Below are 17,083 nucleotides of genomic sequence, written 5' to 3' on the forward strand. Positions count from 1 at the left end.
GCCGCCGGCGGTCGTCACGGGTGCTCCAGGAGGGCCGGTCGCTCCGCCGCCAGGATTCGAACCTGGACCATCGGAACCAAAATCCGAGGTGCTGCCTTTACACCACGGCGGATCGGGCCCTGCTGGCGTACCGGGAGGCCCCGGCACGTCCGGCGGGTCGGGCACTGCCGGTGCGTCGTGCCCTGCCGACGTGGCGAGCACGGCCGGTGCGTCGCGCCGTCGGCCCGCCCCCGGCAACGCCGCCAGAGCCTACCGGCCCGGCGACGCGGCCGGTGTTGTCCAGCCGACATCGTGACATGTCTGTCCAGTGATGTTGACCTCGGCCCGCTGCCGCGTATCCGCCTGCCCGCTCGCACGTGCCTTCGACGCGGGTGCCGGGGGCGCGGTTTCCAGCTCGCGAGCCCCTTTCGGGTGAAGAATCGGACGAGGCGGACACGCCCGGTGGTTTGCGACACGCCGTGATTCAGGCCCCTGGGGGTGACGATTCTGCATCGACTAACTTACGCTTTCGTAGGTTACGGTCCCGTAGGCTGGAGGTGTTGCGGGACCGGATCTCCCGGTGCTGACAGCCGTTTTCCCACCTCCCCAACGCCATTCGAGGTATTGAGCATGACCGCAGCAACCGAGCGCGTCGCCGCTCCGGGCGACGGCGCCGAGTCCGGGCCGAAGCCGCTGACCACGGGGCCGCAGACCGTCGGACGGTCGTCCTTGGTGTACGTCTTCCTGCTGATTCCGATGGCCGCGTTGATCGCCTCGGTGCCAGTCCTGTGGGGCTGGGGCGTCGGCCCGGTGGACCTCGCTCTGGCAGTGGCGTTCTGGCTGATCAGCGGCCTGGGCGTCACCGTCGGCTTCCACCGCTACTTCACGCACGGCTCCTTCAAGGCCAACCGCGGGGTGAAGATCGGCCTGGCCATCGCCGGAATGCTGTCGCTCCAGGGGCCGGTGATCACCTGGGTCGCCGACCACCGGCGCCACCACGCCTTCTCCGACCGCGAGGGCGACCCGCACTCGCCGTGGCTGTTCGGCACCTCGGCAATCGCGCTGACCAAGGGCTTCTGGCACTCCCACATGGGCTGGATGTTCAGCCGTGACATGACCAACGAGGACCGGTTCGCCCCCGACCTGCTCAAGGACCGCGACATCGTCTGGGCCAACAAGCTGTTCCCGGTGTGGACGGTCGTGAGCTTGCTGCTGCCCGCGGTGCTGGGCGGCCTGCTCACCTGGTCGCTGTGGGGCGCGCTCACCGCGTTCTTCTGGGCGGGCCTGGTTCGGGTGTCGTTCCTGCACCACATCACGTGGTCGGTGAACTCGATCTGCCACATGATCGGTGAGCGGCCGTTCAAGAGCCGCGACAAGGCGGCCAACTTCTGGCCGCTGGCGATCCTGTCGTTCGGTGAGTCCTGGCACAACTCCCACCACGCCGACCCGACCTGCGCCCGCCACGGCGTGCTGCGCGGCCAGCTCGACATGTCGGCGCGGCTCATCTGGTTCTTCGAGAAGGTCGGCTGGGTCTGGAAGGTGCGCTGGCCGAACGAGAAGCGCCTCGCGCGGATCGCGGTGACCGACTACAAGGGCTGACCGCGGGCCCGGCCGCCCCCGCCGCGCGACGCGGCGGGGGCGGCTTTTTCATCAGGTGCGCACGTGGTGCCGCCGAGCACGACCTAGGGTGATGCGAGTGGTGGCGAGGCGACGGCGCAGCGCGCCCGAGGCAGCGAGTGGACGCACGTCCGCCCGGACGGCGCGGGTGCGGATGACGGGCAAGGAACGGCGGCAGCAACTCCTGGACGTCGCGCGCGAGCTCTTCGCCGAGAAGGGTTTCGACGGCGCCTCCATCGAGGAGATCGCCCACCGCGCGGGGGTCTCCAAGCCGGTCGTCTACGAGCACTTCGGCGGCAAGGAGGGCATCTACGCGGTGGTCGTCGACCGCGAGATGCGCCACCTACTCGACCTGATCGTTTCCGCGCTGTCGGCGGGGCATCCCCGCGAGCTGCTCGAGCAGGCGGCGCACGCGCTGCTGGAGTACATCGACAACTCCACCGACGGCTTCCGCATCCTGGTGCGCGACTCGCCGGTCGCCAGCACCAGCGGCACCTTCTCCAGCCTGCTCAACGACATCGCCAGCCAGGTCGAGCACATCTTCGGGCTGCAGTTCAGCGCCAAGGGCTACGACAAGAAGCTGGCGCCGCTCTACAGCCAGGCCCTGGTCGGCATGGTCGCGCTGACCGGCCAGTGGTGGCTGGAGGTGCGCAAGCCGAAGAAGGAGGAGGTCGCCGCGCACCTGGTGAACCTCGCCTGGAACGGCCTCTCGCACCTGGAGCACAAGCCGACCCTGCGCAGGCCGAAGTAGCCTGCCGCCCGGTCTGGATCGCGCCGCGCCGGACCGCGAGCTGTAGCTTCGCCTCATGGCCGCGCACGATCCGGACGCCCCGCGGGAACGCGGGACCGCCGCTCCGACGGTGGCCAGCCGGCTGTTCCGGATCCTCGACGCCTTCTCCGCGCAGCGTCCGGCCATGACCCTGTCCTCGATCAGCAGGCACAGCGGGCTGGCGCTGACGACCACGCACCGGCTGGTCGGCGAGCTCACGCGCTGGGGTGCGCTGGAGCGCGACGCGGCCGGGCGCTACCGGATCGGCCTGCGGCTGCACGAGCTGGCCGCGCTCGCGCCGCGCGGGATGTTCCTGCGCGAGATCGCGATGCCCTTCCTCGGCGACCTGTACGAGGCGACCCATCAGAACGTCCAGCTCGGGGTGCTCGACGGCACCGAGGTGGTCTACGTCGAACGCCTCTCCGGCCGTGGCGCCGTGCCGGTCGCCTCGCGGCCGGGCGCGCGGCTCCCGTTGCACGCCACCGGTGTCGGGCTGGTGCTCCTCGCGCACGCCGACGGCGACTTCCAGGAGGAGGTGCTGCGGGCACCGCTGAAGCGGTTCACCGACCGGACGATCAGCGGCGCGGACCGGCTGCGCCGGGTGCTGGCCGACGCGCGGCGGGACGGCTACGTCATCAGCGACCGCCAGATCGAGCTGTCGACGGTCTCGGTGGCCGCGCCCGTGCGCGACCACACCGACACCGTCGTCGCATCTCTGTCGATCGTCGTGCCCTCGGGGGAGGTCGATCCGATGACGCTGGTCCCGGCCGTCCGGGCCGCGGCGCGGGGGATCTCGCGGGCGTTGGGTTCCGCAACGCCCCTGGCCGGGCGGAGCCCGAAGAGCGGGTGAGGGGTTCGCGGAGCCCGGCACGGCTCAACGCGTCATCGGAGGCGCTGCTCGCCTCCGGAAGCCGCATCCGGTCTTCGACCGGACAGCGCTGCGCGCTGATCAACGCCCCATCTGGGGCGCTGAGGTCTTCTGTTCACCGGAAAGAGCGGTACCGCCGGATCGGGCGGCGGGCGCAGGGTGGTGTCTCCCAGACCCTGTAACGGCGGTCACACGCCGCCGGGCACGCGGCCGACGTCGCGGGCCGGCCAGGGGTGACATCGGAAGGAACCCACGTCCATGCGGATCCAGGTCGGGATCGTCGGAGCAGGGCCGGCCGGGCTCATGCTCGCGCACCTGCTGCACCAGCACGGGATCGAGTCCGTGGTGGTCGACACGCGCACCAGGGACGAGATCGAGGGCACCATCCGGGCCGGTGTGCTGGAGCAGACCTCGGTCGACCTGATGTCGGCCACCGGGGTCGGCGACCGCGTGAAGCGGCAGGGGCAGGTGCACCACGGCATCGAGCTGCGCTTCGGCGGGCAGGGGCACCGCATCGACTTCGCCGACCTGACCGGCGGTCGCGGCGTCACGATCTACCCGCAGCACGAAGTGCTCAAGGACCTCATCGCCAAGCGGCTCGCCGACGGCGGCGACATCCGCTTCGGCGTGTCCGACGTCCGGGTCGAGGGCGTCGACGGCGACTCGCCGGCGATCCGCTTCACCGAGGGCGGCACCGAGCAGGTGCTGCACCCCGCGCTGGTCGCCGGCTGCGACGGTTCGCGCTCCACGACGCGTTTCCTGGTCCCGGCCCCGAAGCCGCGCCAGGACCACTTCCGGCAGTACCCGTTCGCCTGGTTCGGCATCCTCGCCGAGGCGCCGCCGTCGTCGGACGAGCTGATCTACGCCCACCACGAGAACGGTTTCGCGCTGGTCAGCACCCGTTCGCCCACGGTGCAGCGGCTCTACCTGCAGGTCGACCCGAACGACACCACCGCCGACTGGAGCGACGACCGGATCTGGCACGAGCTGCACACCAGGGTCTCCGGTGAGGGCGTGCGGATCGTGGAGGGGCCGATCTTCCAGAAGTCGGTCCTGCACTTCCGCAGCTTCGTGTGCGAGCCGATGCAGTACGGCAGGCTGTTCCTGGCAGGCGACGCCGCGCACACCGTGCCGCCGACCGGGGCCAAGGGCATGAACCTGGCCATCGCCGACGTCTACGTGCTCTCCCGCGCCATGGCCGAGTACTTCGCGGGCGGCGGGACGGGCGCGCTCGACGCCTACACCGCGACCGTGCTGCCGCGGGTCTGGCGCGCGCAGCACTTCTCGTGGTGGATGACCTCGATGCTGCACCGCATGCCCGATGCCAGCGGGTTCGACCTCAACCGCCAGCGCGCCGAGCTGGACTTCGTCACCCGCTCCCGCGCGGGCCGGACGCTGCTCGCCGAGAACTACGTGGGCACCCCGCTCGACTGAGCCGGTCCGCTCGCACCAACGCCTGGCCGGGGCGTGCCAGTCCGGGTCGGGTCGGCCGCACCCGGCCGGCCCCCGCCCGGCTGCGCCGGTGCGGCCGCGGCGATGTCCAGGAACGAGCGCAGCACCGGGGTCCCGGTCTCCCGCCGCCAGGCCATCGCCATCCGCGCGGTGGCCGAGACGTCGGTCAGCGGCACGAAGGTCGCTCCCGCCCGCGGGATCTGCTGCACCGACGACGGGACGACGGCGATCCCCATCCCGCCCGCGACCAGCCCGACGATGGTCTGCATGAGCCACACGTCGGGCTGGACCACGCGCGGGGTGAACCCGGCGCGCTCGCACGCCTGCGTGACGATCGTGTAGAGGCCGGGCATGTCGTAGCGGGGCGGGAGGATGAACGGTTCGTCGGCCACCGCGCGCAGATCGACCTCGGAGAAGTCCGCCAGCGGGTGCGTGGACGGCAGCGCGAGCACCAGCGAGTCGTCGGCCACGCTGCGCACGTGCAGCGACGGGTCGTCGATGGGCAGGTAGAAGAAGCCCGCGTCGATCCGGCGGTCGTGCAGCCGCTCCACGATCTCGTCCGGGCGCATCTCCTGCAGCCGCAGACGCACCTCGGGGTAGCGGGCCTTGAACTGCCGCAGGATCGGCGGCAGCACCACGTTGGACGCCGACGGGATGAAGCCGAGCGCGAGCCGCCCGACGCGGCCGCTGCCCGCTTCGCGCGTCATCTGCGCCGCGTGGTCGACCTCGTGCAGGATGCGCCGCGCTTCCTCCAGCAGCACCCGTCCGGCGTCGGTGAGCTGGGTGCCGCGTGCGGTGCGGTGCACCAGCACGGCGCCCAGCTCGGTCTCCAGCTTGCGCAGCTGCGCGCTCAGCGGCGGCTGGGCGATGTGCAGCCGCGCGGCGGCGCGGGTGAGGCTCTGCTCCTCGGCGATCGCCACGAAGTAGCGCAGGTGCCGCAGTTCCACGCGTCCTCCCGCGAGTTCCATATCTCTCGGATATGGAGCACGCTACCTGGTGGTATTGGACATATGGCCCGAGTGACGTCAGTCTCCATCTCACGTGTGACTCGACGAGGGGACTGCCGTGCCGGGTGATGGGACGATCGACCGCGGGAACGTCCGCTGGGTGCTGCCGCTGTGCTGGACGGCGGTCCTGCTCGACGGGTTCGACCTCGTTGTGCTCGGCACGGTGCTGCCGGTGATGCTCGACGAGCGGGTGTGGGGCCTGACCCCGGCCTCGGCCTCGCTGGTCTCGACGGTCGGCCTGCTCGGCATGATGGTCGGCGGGCTCGTGATCGGCACCGTCACCGACCTCGTCGGCCGCCGCCGGGTGCTGCTGCTGGCGGTCACCTCCTTCTCGCTGTTCACCGCGCTGTGCGCGCTGGCGCCGTCGGTCGTGGTGTTCGGCCTGCTGCGGTTCCTGGCCGGGCTCGGCCTCGGCGGCTGCCTGCCGACCGCGATCACGCTGGTGACCGAGTTCGCCAGGGGCGGCCGCAGCAGCAGCGCGACGACGACGATCATGACCGGCTACCACGTGGGTGCGGTGCTCACCGCGCTGCTCGGCCTGCTGCTGATCCCGGTCGTGGGGTGGCGGATGATGTTCGTCGCCGGCGCGCTGCCCGCGCTGGTGCTGGTGCCGCTGATGTGGCGCTACCTGCCGGAGTCGCGGATCTTCCGGGCCGCCGCGGAGTCGGCGGCGAAACCGGCGTCGGTGCGCGAGAACATCGCGACCCTGTTCCGCGGCGGGATGGCGGTTTCCACGGTCGCGTTCTGGGTGGCCTCGTTCCTCGGGCTGATCCTGGTCTACGGCCTCAACACCTGGCTGCCGGAGATCATGCGGGCCGCGGGCTACCCGCTCGGCGCCTCGCTCGGCCTGCTGCTGACGCTGAACGTCGGCGCGGTGCTCGGGCTGGTCGTGGCAGGCGGGGTCGCCGACCGCACGGGCGTGAAGCGCTCGACGGTGCTGTGGTTCGCGGCGGCGGCCGTGATGCTCGCGCTGCTGAGCGTGCGGCTGCCCGCGGTCGGTCTCTACGGCGCGGTGCTGATGGCCGGGTTCTTCGTGTTCAGCGCGCAGGTGCTGGTCTACGCCTTCGTCGGCCGCGCCTACCCGGTCGCGGCCCGCGCCACCGGACTCGGCTGGACCACCGGGGTGGGCCGGATCGGCGCGATCACCGGCCCGCTGCTCGGCGGGGCGCTGCTGACCGCGGGCCTCGCGTATCCGTGGGGCTTCTACGTCTTCGGCGCGATCAGCGCGCTGGGCGCGATGGCGATCGCGGTCGCCGCGCGGCCCGCCGTCCACGCCGGGGCCGTGGAGGAGCCGGCCGCCACCGCATCGTAAAAACATTGACTTATATAAGGTCGTAGCGGCACAGTTCTCCCGTGCACGCGTTCGACGTGCTGGGCGATCCCGTGCGCCGGCGGATCCTGGAGCTGCTCGCCGACGGCGAGCTGTCCTCCGGGGAAGTCACCGCGGTCGTGCGGGAGGAGTTCGGCATCTCCCAGCCCGCCGTGTCGCAGCACCTGCGGGTGTTGCGCGACAACGGCTTCGCCACCGTGCGCGCGGAGGGCACCCGGCGGCTGTACTCGGTCGACCCGGCGCCGCTGAGGGAGATCGACTCCTGGCTCGAACGCTACCGCCGCATCTGGTCGCAGCCGCTGGACGCGCTGGCCACCGAGCTCGCACGGGGCGCGCGGAAGCGGCGCCGTGGAGGGCCCGCCGGCGACGGAGGCTAGCGGCGTCAGCCCGCGGTGATGCGCAGGATCTTGTCGTCGCCGCCGTTCGACGTGGTCACGTAGAGCGCGCCGTCCGGGCCCTGACGGGCCGCGCGCAGCCTGCCGTACGTGCCGTCGAGCGCCGCGGGCACCTCGGTGCCGCGCACGCTCCCGTCGGGATTCACCGCGTACAGCAACAACTTGCTGCCCCGCAGCGTGGTCACGGCGAGCATGCCGTCGAACCGGCCCCACTGAGATCCGGTCAGGAATTCCGCCCCGCAGGGGGCCTCCCGCGCGCGTCCCGACGACCACACCGCGGGCACCGCGTCGGGGAAGCGCCGCAGGTCGGTCATCGGCACGGCCTCGTCGTAGCTGTCCTCGGTCCCGCCCCGGGACGGGTCCCAGCCGTAGTTGCCTCCCGGCCGGAGCAGGTTGATCTCGTCGTCGCGGTCGGGTCCGTGCTCGGAGATGAGGACCTGGCCGCCCGGCCGGACCGCGACGCCCTGCGGGTTGCGGTGGCCGTAGGTCAGCAGCAGGCGCTCGTTGGGGTCGGGCGACGAGGCGAACGGGTTGTCCGGCAGCGGGGCACCGGTGTCGATGTCCATCCGCAGCACCTTGCCGCCGAGCCCGTGCCGGTCCTGCGACGTCGCGGGACGTGCCACATCGCCCGTGCTGACCAGCAGGGCGCCGTCCGCGGCGAGTGCGGGCCTGCACCCGGAGTGCCTGCCGTTGGGGTTGATCGGCAGCCCGGTCAGCAGCGGCTCGCCGACCCGCTGCGCGCTCGCGCCGTCGTCGGCCAGCCGCCACGTGATCAGCCGGATGTCGATGGCTCGCCCGCCGGCCTGGTGGGTCTGGCAGGTGATGAAGCGCCGGTTCTCCGCGAACCGGGGGTGGATCAGCATCCCCATGAGACCGCCCTCGAACTCGACGAGGACGTCGCCGAAGTCGGCGGCCACCGGCTGGACCTGTCCGCCCTTGAACAGCGCGAGACGTCCCGGGCGCTGCGTGACCAGGGCGCTGCCGTCGGGCAGGAAGCCGATTTCCCAGCCGTGCTGGAGCCCCGAGGCGACGACCTCGGCCCGCAGTTCGCGCGCGTCGACCGGCCTCGGCGCCTGCTGCGCGGGCGGCGCGGGCGCGGTGGGCGCGGGGGTGCCGGCGCCGGCACAACCCGCGAGAACGACGAGGCAGAGCACGGCGGATGCGGCGGACCGAAGCATGCCGTCCAGTGTGACACCGGTCATAGACGGACGGCTGCCGTTCGATCCGGCGGCAGGCCGTCGGGGCGGAGTCGTAGGCTGGACCGGCGAACCCCCGGCAGCGGCCGCCCGACTGGTGCGTGCAGCCATGTCCACCGGCAGCCCTGGCGCATCGGGCGAAGTCCCGGGCAGGGGTGTGTCCGCGTTCTCAGACGTTCGGTGCGAGGTAGATGCCATGAGCCAGGCCGGTCCCCTGCGCGGACTGCTCGAAACCATGCTGCGCGACAGCGCCGTCCGCCAGGTCGTCGAGGCCGTGGACCGGCCGCGCCTGGTGCTGGAGGGCCCGGCGGCCGCCCGCCCGCTGGCCGCCTCCGCGCTGGCCGCCGCCGACCGCCCGGCGCTGCTGGTGACCGCGACCGGCCGGGAGGCCGAGGAGGTCGCCGCCGCGGTGTCGGACCTCATCGGCTCCGACGGCGTGGAGGTCTTCCCGTCGTGGGAGACGCTGCCGCACGAGCGGCTCTCCCCGCGCGCCGACACCGTCGGCCGCAGGCTCGCCGTGCTGCGCAGGCTCGCCCACCCCGAGGAGCACGAGCACGGCCGGGTCAGGGTGCTGGTCACGACGGTGCGCAGCCTCATCCAGCCGATCGCGCCCGGGCTGGGCGAGCTGGCCCCGGTGCGGCTGCGCGTCGGCGACGAGCACGACTTCGAGGAGCTGGTCGAGCGGCTGGCGGCGCTGGCCTACAACCGGGTCGACATGGTCGAGAAGCGCGGCGAGTTCGCGGTGCGCGGCGGCATCGTCGACGTCTTCCCGCCGACCGAGGAGCACCCGCTGCGGGTGGAGTTCTGGGGCGACGAGGTCACCGAGGTCCGCCCGTTCTCCGTCGCCGACCAGCGGTCGCTGCCCGACGCGCAGGACACCACCCTGTTCGCGCCCGCCTGCCGAGAGCTGCTGATCACCGAGCAGGTGCAGGAGCGCGCGGCCAAGCTCGCCGAGCAGCACGAGGCCGACGCGCACCTCAACGAGATGCTGGGCAAGATCGCCGGCGGTGCCCCGGTCGAGGGCATGGAGGCGCTGATCCCCGCGCTGTGCGAGGGGGAGATGCGGCTGCTGACCGACCTGGTCCCGAGCGGCACGCACGTCGTGGTCGCCGACCCGGAGAAGGTGCGGGCGCGCGCGGCGGACCTGGTGCGTACCGGCCAGGAGTTCCTGGAGGCGTCGTGGATGGTCGCCGCCGACGGCGGCCGGGCGCCCATCGACCTCGGTGCCTCCGCCTACCGCGGCCTGGCCGAGGTCGCCGCGCACACCGAGTCGGCCGGCCTGCCGTGGTGGACGCTGACGCAGCTCAGCAGCGAGGACACCGAGGACGACGGAGTCGTCCGGCTCGCCCTCAAGCAGGTCGACGCCTACCGCGGCGAGGTGGAGCGAGCCTTCGCCGACCTCCGCGCGCACACCTCCGCCGGCGGTGCGGCGGTGCTGGTCGTGGCGGGTGCGGGCACCGCTCAGCGGGCGGTGCAGCAGCTCCGGGAGGGCGAGCTGCCCGCCCGGCTGGCCGAGGACGGGCTCACCGGCGAACCCGAGCCAGGCGTGGTCACGGTCGCCCGCGGCGGCCTGGAGGACGGCTTCGCCGCGCCCGAGGTCGCGCTCGTGGTGCTCACCGAGGCCGACCTGACCGGCGGGCGCGGCGGCACCTCCACCAAGGACATGCGCCGGATGCCGTCGCGGCGCCGCAACGCCGTCGACCCGCTGGCGCTGAAGGCCGGCGACTTCGTCGTCCACGAGCAGCACGGCATCGGCAAGTACGTCGAGATGGTGCAGCGCACCGTCGGCGGCGCCACCCGCGAGTACCTGGTGCTGGAGTACGCCAGCAGCAAGCGCGGCCAGCCCGGCGACCGGCTGTTCGTGCCGACCGACCAGCTCGACGAGGTCTCCCGCTACGTCGGCGGCGAGCAGCCCACGCTGAACAAGCTCGGCGGCTCGGACTGGAAGAACACCAAGGCCAAGGCGCGCAAGGCGGTCAAGGAGATCGCCGCCGAGCTGGTGCAGCTCTACGCCGCCCGCCAGTCGGCCCCCGGCCACGCCTTCGGCGGCGACACCCCGTGGCAGCGGGAGCTGGAGGACGCCTTCCCCTACACCGAGACCGGCGACCAGCTCGCCGCCATCGACGAGGTCAAGGCCGACATGCAGCGCGAGGTGCCCATGGACCGGGTGATCTGCGGCGACGTCGGCTACGGCAAGACCGAGATCGCCGTGCGCGCGGCGTTCAAGGCGGTCCAGGACGGCAAGCAGGTCGCGGTGCTGGTGCCCACGACCCTGCTCGCCCAGCAGCACCTCAACACCTTCACCGACCGGATGCGCTCGTTCCCGGTGACGGTCAAGGGCCTGTCGCGCTTCACCGACCCGCTGGAGTCCGAGCAGACCACCACCGGACTCGCCGAGGGGACCGTGGACGTCGTCATCGGCACGCACCGGCTGCTGCAGACCGGCGTCCGCTACAAGGACCTCGGGCTGGTGGTCGTCGACGAGGAGCAGCGCTTCGGCGTCGAGCACAAGGAGCACATCAAGGCTCTGCGCACGCACGTCGACGTGCTGACCATGTCGGCGACGCCGATCCCGCGGACGCTGGAGATGAGCATGGCGGGCATCCGCGAGATGTCGACCATCCTCACCCCGCCCGAGGAGCGCCACCCGGTGCTGACCTACGTCGGCGCCTACGACGAGAAGCAGGTCGCGGCCGCGATCCGGCGCGAGCTGCTGCGCGACGGCCAGGTTTTCTTCGTGCACAACCGGGTGCAGACCATCGAGAAGGCCGCGCGGCACCTGCGCGAGCTGGTGCCGGAGGCGCGGATCGTCACCGCCCACGGACAGATGAACGAGGACCGGCTGGAGAAGATCATCCAGGGCTTCTGGGAGCGCGAGCACGACGTGCTCGTGTGCACCACGATCGTGGAGACCGGGCTGGACATCTCCAACGCCAACACCCTGATCGTGGAGCGCTCCGACGTGCTGGGCCTCTCGCAGCTGCACCAGCTCCGCGGCCGGGTCGGCCGCGCCCGCGAACGCGGCTACGCCTACTTCCTGTACCCGCCGGAGAAGCCGCTGACCGACACCGCCCACGACCGGCTGGCCACCATCGCGCAGAACTCCGAGCTGGGCGCGGGCATGGCGGTGGCGATGAAGGACCTGGAGATCCGGGGTGCGGGCAACATCCTCGGCGCCGAGCAGTCCGGCCACATCGCGGGCGTCGGCTTCGACCTCTACGTGCGGCTGGTCGGCGAGGCCGTCGAGGCGTTCCGCAGGCACGCCGGTGCCGAGCCCGGGGCGGGCGAGGAGGAGCTGCCGGAGGTGCGGGTCGACCTGCCGGTGGACGCCCACATCCCGCACGACTACGTGCCGGGGGAGCGGCTGCGGCTGGAGGCATACCGCAAGATCGCCGCGGCGGCCGACGCCGAGGCCCTCGACGCGGTGCGGGCCGAGCTCACCGACCGCTACGGTCAGCTGCCCGAGCCCGTCGAGCGCCTGCTCAAGGTCGCGGCGTTCCGCCAGCTGTGCCGCGCGCACGGGGTCACGGAGGTGACCCTGCAGGGCACGTCGCTGCGGGCGGCTCCGCTGGAGCTGGCCGACTCGCAGCTGGTCCGGCTCAAGCGGCTGTACCCCAAGGCGGTGTACAAGGCCGCGGTGCGCACCGTCTCGGTGCCGCGGCCGACCGAGGGCGCCGCGGGGGGCCGGATCGGCGCGCCGCCGCTGCGCGACGAAGCGCTGCTGGACTGGTGCGCGAAGCTGCTCGAGTCGCTGGCCGGGCGCCCCGCGCCGGTGGGCTGACGCCCTCGCCAACCCCGAGGGGCGACGCGGGCGGGCGGTCGCAACCGCGTAGGCGGCCTCTGGTCGCCTGTGCGGTTGTCCGACCGGCTCGGTACCGCCCGCGCCGGGCGGTACGCACCATCCGCCCGTGTCGTCCGGCCATTGATGGCCGTGGACGTCCGGCCTTCGACGGCCTCGCGCGGCCGTAGCACCTCCGTGGCGCCTCCGCCGCGCGGCGTCACTCTCGCAGGTCAGACCACGGGAGTGGCGCGCGTGGCTGGAGGCACTCCTGAGTTGCCGGGAACGCGCCTTCGAGTGACGGTTGACGCGACTCCCATGGTCACGAGGAGGCGCGACGTCATGGCGGAGCACAGAGATCTCGTTCAGGTGCCCGGTGCGGGCGCGAACGGGCACCGGGCGCGCACCGACTTCGTCGTCTTCGGGGTCACCGCCGCCATCACGGTGTTCTTCGTCCTGTGGGGCGCGCTGTCCACCGCGACGCTGGCCAAGGCCGCAGGCGACGCGCTGTCCTGGCTGGTGACCAACATCGGCTGGGGGTTCGTGCTGGCGTCCACCGCGTTCGTCGTGTTCGCCGTGTGGCTGGCCTTCAGCCGCTACGGCACGATCCCGCTCGGCGCCGACGACGAGGAGCCGGAGTTCCGCACCGTCTCCTGGATCGCGATGATGTTCAGCGCCGGCATGGGCATCGGCCTGATGTTCTTCGGCGTGAGCGAGCCCCTCGCGCACTTCGTCAACCCGCCGCCGGGGACCGTGCCGCCGTTCTCCGACGAGGCCATCGAGGTCTCGATGGCGACCACCCTGTTCCACTGGACCCTGCACCCGTGGTCGATCTACGCGGTGGTCGGGATGGCCATCGCCTACAGCAGCTTCCGGCGCGGCCGCAAGCAGCTGATCAGCGCTGTCTTCACGCCCCTGATGGGGCGGCGCTGCGACGGACCGATCGGCAGGCTGATCGACATCCTGGCGCTGTTCGCCACCCTGTTCGGGTCGGCGGCGTCGCTGGGCCTGGGCACCCTGCAGATCCAGGGCGGCATGCAGGCGGCGGGCTGGATCGGCGGGGTCAGCAACACCGTGCTCGTCCTGATCATCCTGGTGCTGACGATCTGCTTCGTCCTGTCGGCGGTCTCGGGCATCGCCCGCGGCATCCAGTGGCTGTCCAACATCAACATGGTGCTGGCCGCCCTGCTCGCGGTGTTCGTGTTCGTCGTCGGCCCGACGGTGTTCATCCTCGACCTGCTGCCGACGTCGGTCGGCGTCTACCTGCGCGACTTCGCGACCATGATCGCCAGGTCCGGGGCGACCGGCGGTGCCGAGATGAACACCTGGCTGTCGAGCTGGACGATCTTCTACTGGGCGTGGTGGATCTCGTGGACGCCCTTCGTGGGCATGTTCATCGCGCGCATCAGCCGAGGGCGCACGATCCGGCAGTTCGTCGGCGGTGTGATCCTGGTGCCCAGCGCGGTCAGCCTGGTGTGGTTCTGCATCCTCGGCGGCAGCGCGATCAGCATCGAGGACGGGGGCATCGACGTCTACCGCAGCGGCGGTGAGGAGGCGCAGACGTTCGCGGTGCTGGAGACCCTGCCGCTGTCGATGGTCACCACCGTGCTGGTGATGGTCCTGGTGGCGATTTTCTTCGTGTCGGGTGCGGACGCGGCGTCGGTGGTCATGGGCACGCTGGCGCAGCGCGGAACGATCGATCCGACCCGGTGGATGGTGATCTTCTGGGGTGCCGCTACCGGGGCGGTGGCCGCGATCATGCTGGTCATCGGCGGTGAGGACGCGCTGAGCGGGATCCAGAACCTGACCTTCATCGCCTCGGCGCCGTTCGCGATCGTCATGGTGCTGCTGTGCGTGGCGCTGACCAAGGACCTGCGCGAGGACCCGCTGATGCAGCGCGGCCAGAAGGGCGCCGAGGTGCTGGAGCAGGCCGTCATCGCGGGCACCGAGCGCCACGGCGAGGACTTCCGGCTGGAGGTCGGCCCGATGGAGTCAGGCGAGGAGGGGGCGCAGGGGACCGGCCGGCAGTCCTGACGGCCGGTCCCGCCCTGGAATATGCCAACTGGCTCATCCTGCGCGGCCTGCGCGACGGTAATGTCCTTGGCGGGACCGATGGACGCCGACGCGTGCGGACGATAACCCAGGGTGACCGAGCGGGGTATCCACTGACCGGGCGTATTTCCGGCTCGGGTCCTTCGCCGATCAGCTAATCCAGTTGCGGCATCAGGATGATTTCCGGCCGCTTCCCGGATCGTTATCCGGTCAAGAACTGATGCAAGCGGTGACTCTCTGTCAAACTCGGGCCGGTCCTCGTGGCGAATTGCCTTGGGGAGCCCGGGAGGTCCCATGGGAATCGTGAAGGCGTCCTTGGCCGTGTCGCCGGACGGTGCGCTTCAGCGGCCGACCGCGGCCGAACAGGCGTTGCGCGACGGTGCGGCCACGAGCGTCGGCTTCGAGGTCGACCGCGACGAGATCCCCCGCGTGATCGCCGACCTCAAGCACGCCAAGGCGCTGTTGGACGAAGCGATGCGGACGGCCCGACGCCTCGGCGACCACGTGCGCCCACCCGGTCTGGACCCCCACAGCGCCGAAGCGGCCGAGCGGCTCGGGCCGAAGGCCGCCGGTTCGTACCTGCGCGCCGCGGAGTCCCACGTCGACGGCATCCAGGCGCTCATAGCGGAGCTTTCGGCCTCCATGCGTGCGTACGACGCCCAAGAAGACGCGACAGCGAACTCGCTCTCCAGGTGAGGATGGCGGGGCAGGTCGCGACCGAGGTGATGAAGACGATCGAGTCCGCATCGGGAGTGCACTGAGCGGGGCTGGGGTGAGCTGGCATGGGGTGGGGACTGGACTACGTCCGGGACATAGCCGAGAAGGCGTGGGACGCGGGCGGTGACGCGGTCGAGGGGCTGAAGCGCACCGCGGCGTCGACCACCGCCGAGTTCGACGACGCGGTGGACTGGGTCGAGCGGCAGATGACCCCGCAGATCCGCGCCGAGGCGTGCGGCGGCAACGACATCTACAAGATGTTCCACGGCGGACCCGGCACCGAGAGCATGGACGAAGCGGCAGGCCAGTGGGGCGGGGTCGCCGGTCACCACCGCGAGGCGGCCGAGGCCGTCAGCTCCGCGATGGCCCGGATGCGCGCCTCCGGGCAGGGCGAGACGGCCGGTGCGGGTGCCGGAGCGCTGCGGCAGGAGCATCTCGGCGAGGACGCCGACTCCGTGCGCGCCGCGCTGGAGGCGCAGAGCGAGGGCTTCAACGACGCGAAGCGCCACGTCGTCTACGTGCCGCCCGAGCCGCCGACGATGAGCATCACCGCGCCGATCAACCCCTTCGCGCCGATCGACTACGCCTCCGAGGTTTCCAAGTACTTCGCCGCGCAGGCGGCCAACCAGAGGGTGCTCCACGGCTACGGCGCGCTGACCGCCGACGTGGGGGCGCGGCTGCCCGCGTTCGACGGCAAGCCGGTACGCGCAGGCGACACCGCCGTCAGCGTCTCCGAGGTCGGTGACGTCCGGGCTGTCCGCGATCCCGGGCGAGCGTCCACAGAGGACGCGGGGAGCGCGGAGCCTCCGGCGCGAACGCAGTCGGCCTGGCGGAGCGCGGATCCACCGGGCGCGGCCGACGACGTCAACGACGCGGGTGCGGCCGCCACCGGTGGCGCATTCGGCGCGGGCGCAAGCCGGAGCGCGGACCGCGGCACCGGGCGCAGAGGGCTGTTCGGTGGACGGTTCGGCGGCAGGGGGAACGGGCGCGGCGCAGGCGGGGGTGGTCTGCCTGGTCTGCGCGGCCGAGGCGCGCCGCCGGTTTTCGGCGACTGGAAGCGGAAGAAGGGCGAGTCCGATGGTGACGCGAATTGACAGCATCATCGACCGCGCAGTCACGCTCGACTACCCGGCCTTCGACGTCCTCTACGCCGGCGAGTGCGGGGAGGACGCGCCCAAGCCCGCCGGTCTGGAGGGCGCCTCGCCCGGCGCGACCTACCGCGAACGGGTCCGGCTGGTCGGCCGGGTGCTGGCCGACCTGCGCGAGCGCGGACTCGCCGTGGTCGACACCCCGGTGCGTCCGCTGCTGACCACCATGCGGCTGCTGTGCGACCCGCACCGCAGGATCTTCGGCTGGTACGTCGCCCGCGACGGCCACGGCCAGGCTCCCGGCAGCTTCCACATCGCGGGCTCCGACGAGTACGTGGTGTTCGCCAGGTTGCAGGACGGCGTGGTGACCATCGAGCCGATCGGCTGGAGCTCCCTCTACACCAGGGCTTTCGAGCTGCTGCCCGACGTGGGGCCGGTCAGCGGCGGGGCCGCCGCGGTGCCGCTGGGCCGCCGCGCGGCGCGCGAGGAGCGGGGCGGGGACTGGCTGGAGCCGGTCTACGAGGAGGACGACGACGATCCGGTCGACCGCGAGCACGCCAGGGTGCAGGCCCTGACCTACGGCGCGAAACTGCTGTTCGCGATGCAGGTGTTCACCTCGCGCAAGAACTCCAGGGGCCGGGAGGAGGTGGCCGGCTTCCCGCTGCACTACTACGCGAGCGCGCACGGGGCGGTGCTGACCGTGCACAAGCGCAGCGGCCCGGACGCGGAGCCGCGGCTGCACCTGATCCCCGCCACCCGAAGCGCTTTCCGCCGCGAGCTCCGAACTTTGTGACCTCCGGGGGAACCATTCCGCGCGCGGTGCGTCTGAGCTTGC

At 71.9% G+C, this 17,083-nt stretch carries 13 protein-coding genes and 1 tRNA gene; 11 read left to right on the forward strand and 3 right to left on the reverse strand.

What is annotated here, in order from left to right:
* Nucleotides 1–41: 41 nt before the first annotated feature.
* Nucleotides 42–112 (reverse strand) — tRNA-Gln (locus HUO13_RS04240).
* Between the two features lie 497 nt (nt 113–609).
* Between HUO13_RS04240 and HUO13_RS04245 the strand changes: the two genes are divergently transcribed.
* The 4 genes from HUO13_RS04245 (at nt 610) to HUO13_RS04260 (ending at nt 4,667) form a co-directional block, all read left to right on the forward strand.
* Nucleotides 610–1,578, forward strand: coding sequence for an acyl-CoA desaturase (locus HUO13_RS04245; protein ID WP_211900186.1), 969 nt, complete (start codon nt 610–612; stop codon nt 1,576–1,578).
* A 172-nt stretch (nt 1,579–1,750) separates the two neighbouring features.
* Complete coding sequence (locus HUO13_RS04250) at nt 1,751–2,347, forward strand: TetR/AcrR family transcriptional regulator (protein ID WP_029621455.1); 597 nt, start codon at nt 1,751–1,753, stop codon at nt 2,345–2,347.
* A gap of 55 nt (nt 2,348–2,402) precedes the next feature.
* Nucleotides 2,403–3,215, forward strand: coding sequence for an IclR family transcriptional regulator (locus HUO13_RS04255; RefSeq protein ID WP_211900187.1), 813 nt, complete (start codon nt 2,403–2,405; stop codon nt 3,213–3,215).
* A gap of 276 nt (nt 3,216–3,491) precedes the next feature.
* A complete protein-coding gene (locus HUO13_RS04260; protein WP_211900188.1) occupies nt 3,492–4,667 on the forward strand; it encodes a 4-hydroxybenzoate 3-monooxygenase in 1,176 nt (391 codons plus the stop codon).
* On the opposite strand, the gene HUO13_RS04265 is transcribed toward HUO13_RS04260, so the two are convergent.
* Nucleotides 4,643–5,632, reverse strand: a complete 990-nt coding sequence (locus HUO13_RS04265; RefSeq protein ID WP_211900189.1) for a LysR family transcriptional regulator — start codon at nt 5,630–5,632, stop codon at nt 4,643–4,645. The genes HUO13_RS04260 and HUO13_RS04265 overlap by 25 nt on opposite strands.
* 118 nt (nt 5,633–5,750) lie before the next feature.
* Between HUO13_RS04265 and HUO13_RS04270 the strand changes: the two genes are divergently transcribed.
* Nucleotides 5,751–7,004, forward strand: coding sequence for an MFS transporter (locus tag HUO13_RS04270; RefSeq protein ID WP_249124442.1), 1,254 nt, complete (start codon nt 5,751–5,753; stop codon nt 7,002–7,004).
* Nucleotides 7,005–7,045: 41 nt separating this feature from the next.
* Nucleotides 7,046–7,399: an ArsR/SmtB family transcription factor gene (locus HUO13_RS04275; protein WP_211900190.1), complete on the forward strand. Its 354-nt coding sequence runs from the start codon at nt 7,046–7,048 to the stop codon at nt 7,397–7,399.
* Between the two features lie 5 nt (nt 7,400–7,404).
* Here HUO13_RS04275 and HUO13_RS04280 read toward each other — a convergent pair whose 3' ends face one another.
* Entirely contained in the window at nt 7,405–8,595 is a 1,191-nt protein-coding gene (locus HUO13_RS04280) for a PQQ-dependent sugar dehydrogenase (protein WP_211900191.1), read from the reverse strand.
* A gap of 214 nt (nt 8,596–8,809) precedes the next feature.
* Here HUO13_RS04280 and mfd point away from each other — a divergent pair, with 214 nt between their 5' ends.
* From mfd to HUO13_RS04305, 5 genes are all read left to right on the forward strand, one after another.
* On the forward strand, nt 8,810–12,394 hold the full coding sequence (mfd, locus tag HUO13_RS04285; protein ID WP_211900192.1) for a transcription-repair coupling factor: 3,585 nt from the start codon (nt 8,810–8,812) through the stop codon (nt 12,392–12,394).
* A 339-nt stretch (nt 12,395–12,733) separates the two neighbouring features.
* Entirely contained in the window at nt 12,734–14,425 is a 1,692-nt protein-coding gene (locus HUO13_RS04290; RefSeq protein WP_211900193.1) for a BCCT family transporter, read from the forward strand.
* Nucleotides 14,426–14,737: 312 nt separating this feature from the next.
* Nucleotides 14,738–15,139: a hypothetical protein gene (locus tag HUO13_RS04295; protein WP_211900194.1), complete on the forward strand. Its 402-nt coding sequence runs from the start codon at nt 14,738–14,740 to the stop codon at nt 15,137–15,139.
* Between the two features lie 86 nt (nt 15,140–15,225).
* Nucleotides 15,226–16,254: a hypothetical protein gene (locus HUO13_RS04300; RefSeq protein WP_211900195.1), complete on the forward strand. Its 1,029-nt coding sequence runs from the start codon at nt 15,226–15,228 to the stop codon at nt 16,252–16,254.
* Nucleotides 16,238–17,041 (forward strand): ESX secretion-associated protein EspG, encoded by an 804-nt coding sequence (locus HUO13_RS04305; RefSeq protein ID WP_211900196.1) that lies wholly within the window; start codon nt 16,238–16,240, stop codon nt 17,039–17,041. Before HUO13_RS04300 ends, HUO13_RS04305 begins: the two co-directional genes overlap by 17 nt.
* Nucleotides 17,042–17,083 lie beyond the last annotated feature (42 nt).

The organism is Saccharopolyspora erythraea (assembly GCF_018141105.1).
In the GTDB taxonomy this organism is placed as follows: Bacteria; Actinomycetota; Actinomycetes; order Mycobacteriales; family Pseudonocardiaceae; genus Saccharopolyspora_D; species Saccharopolyspora_D erythraea_A.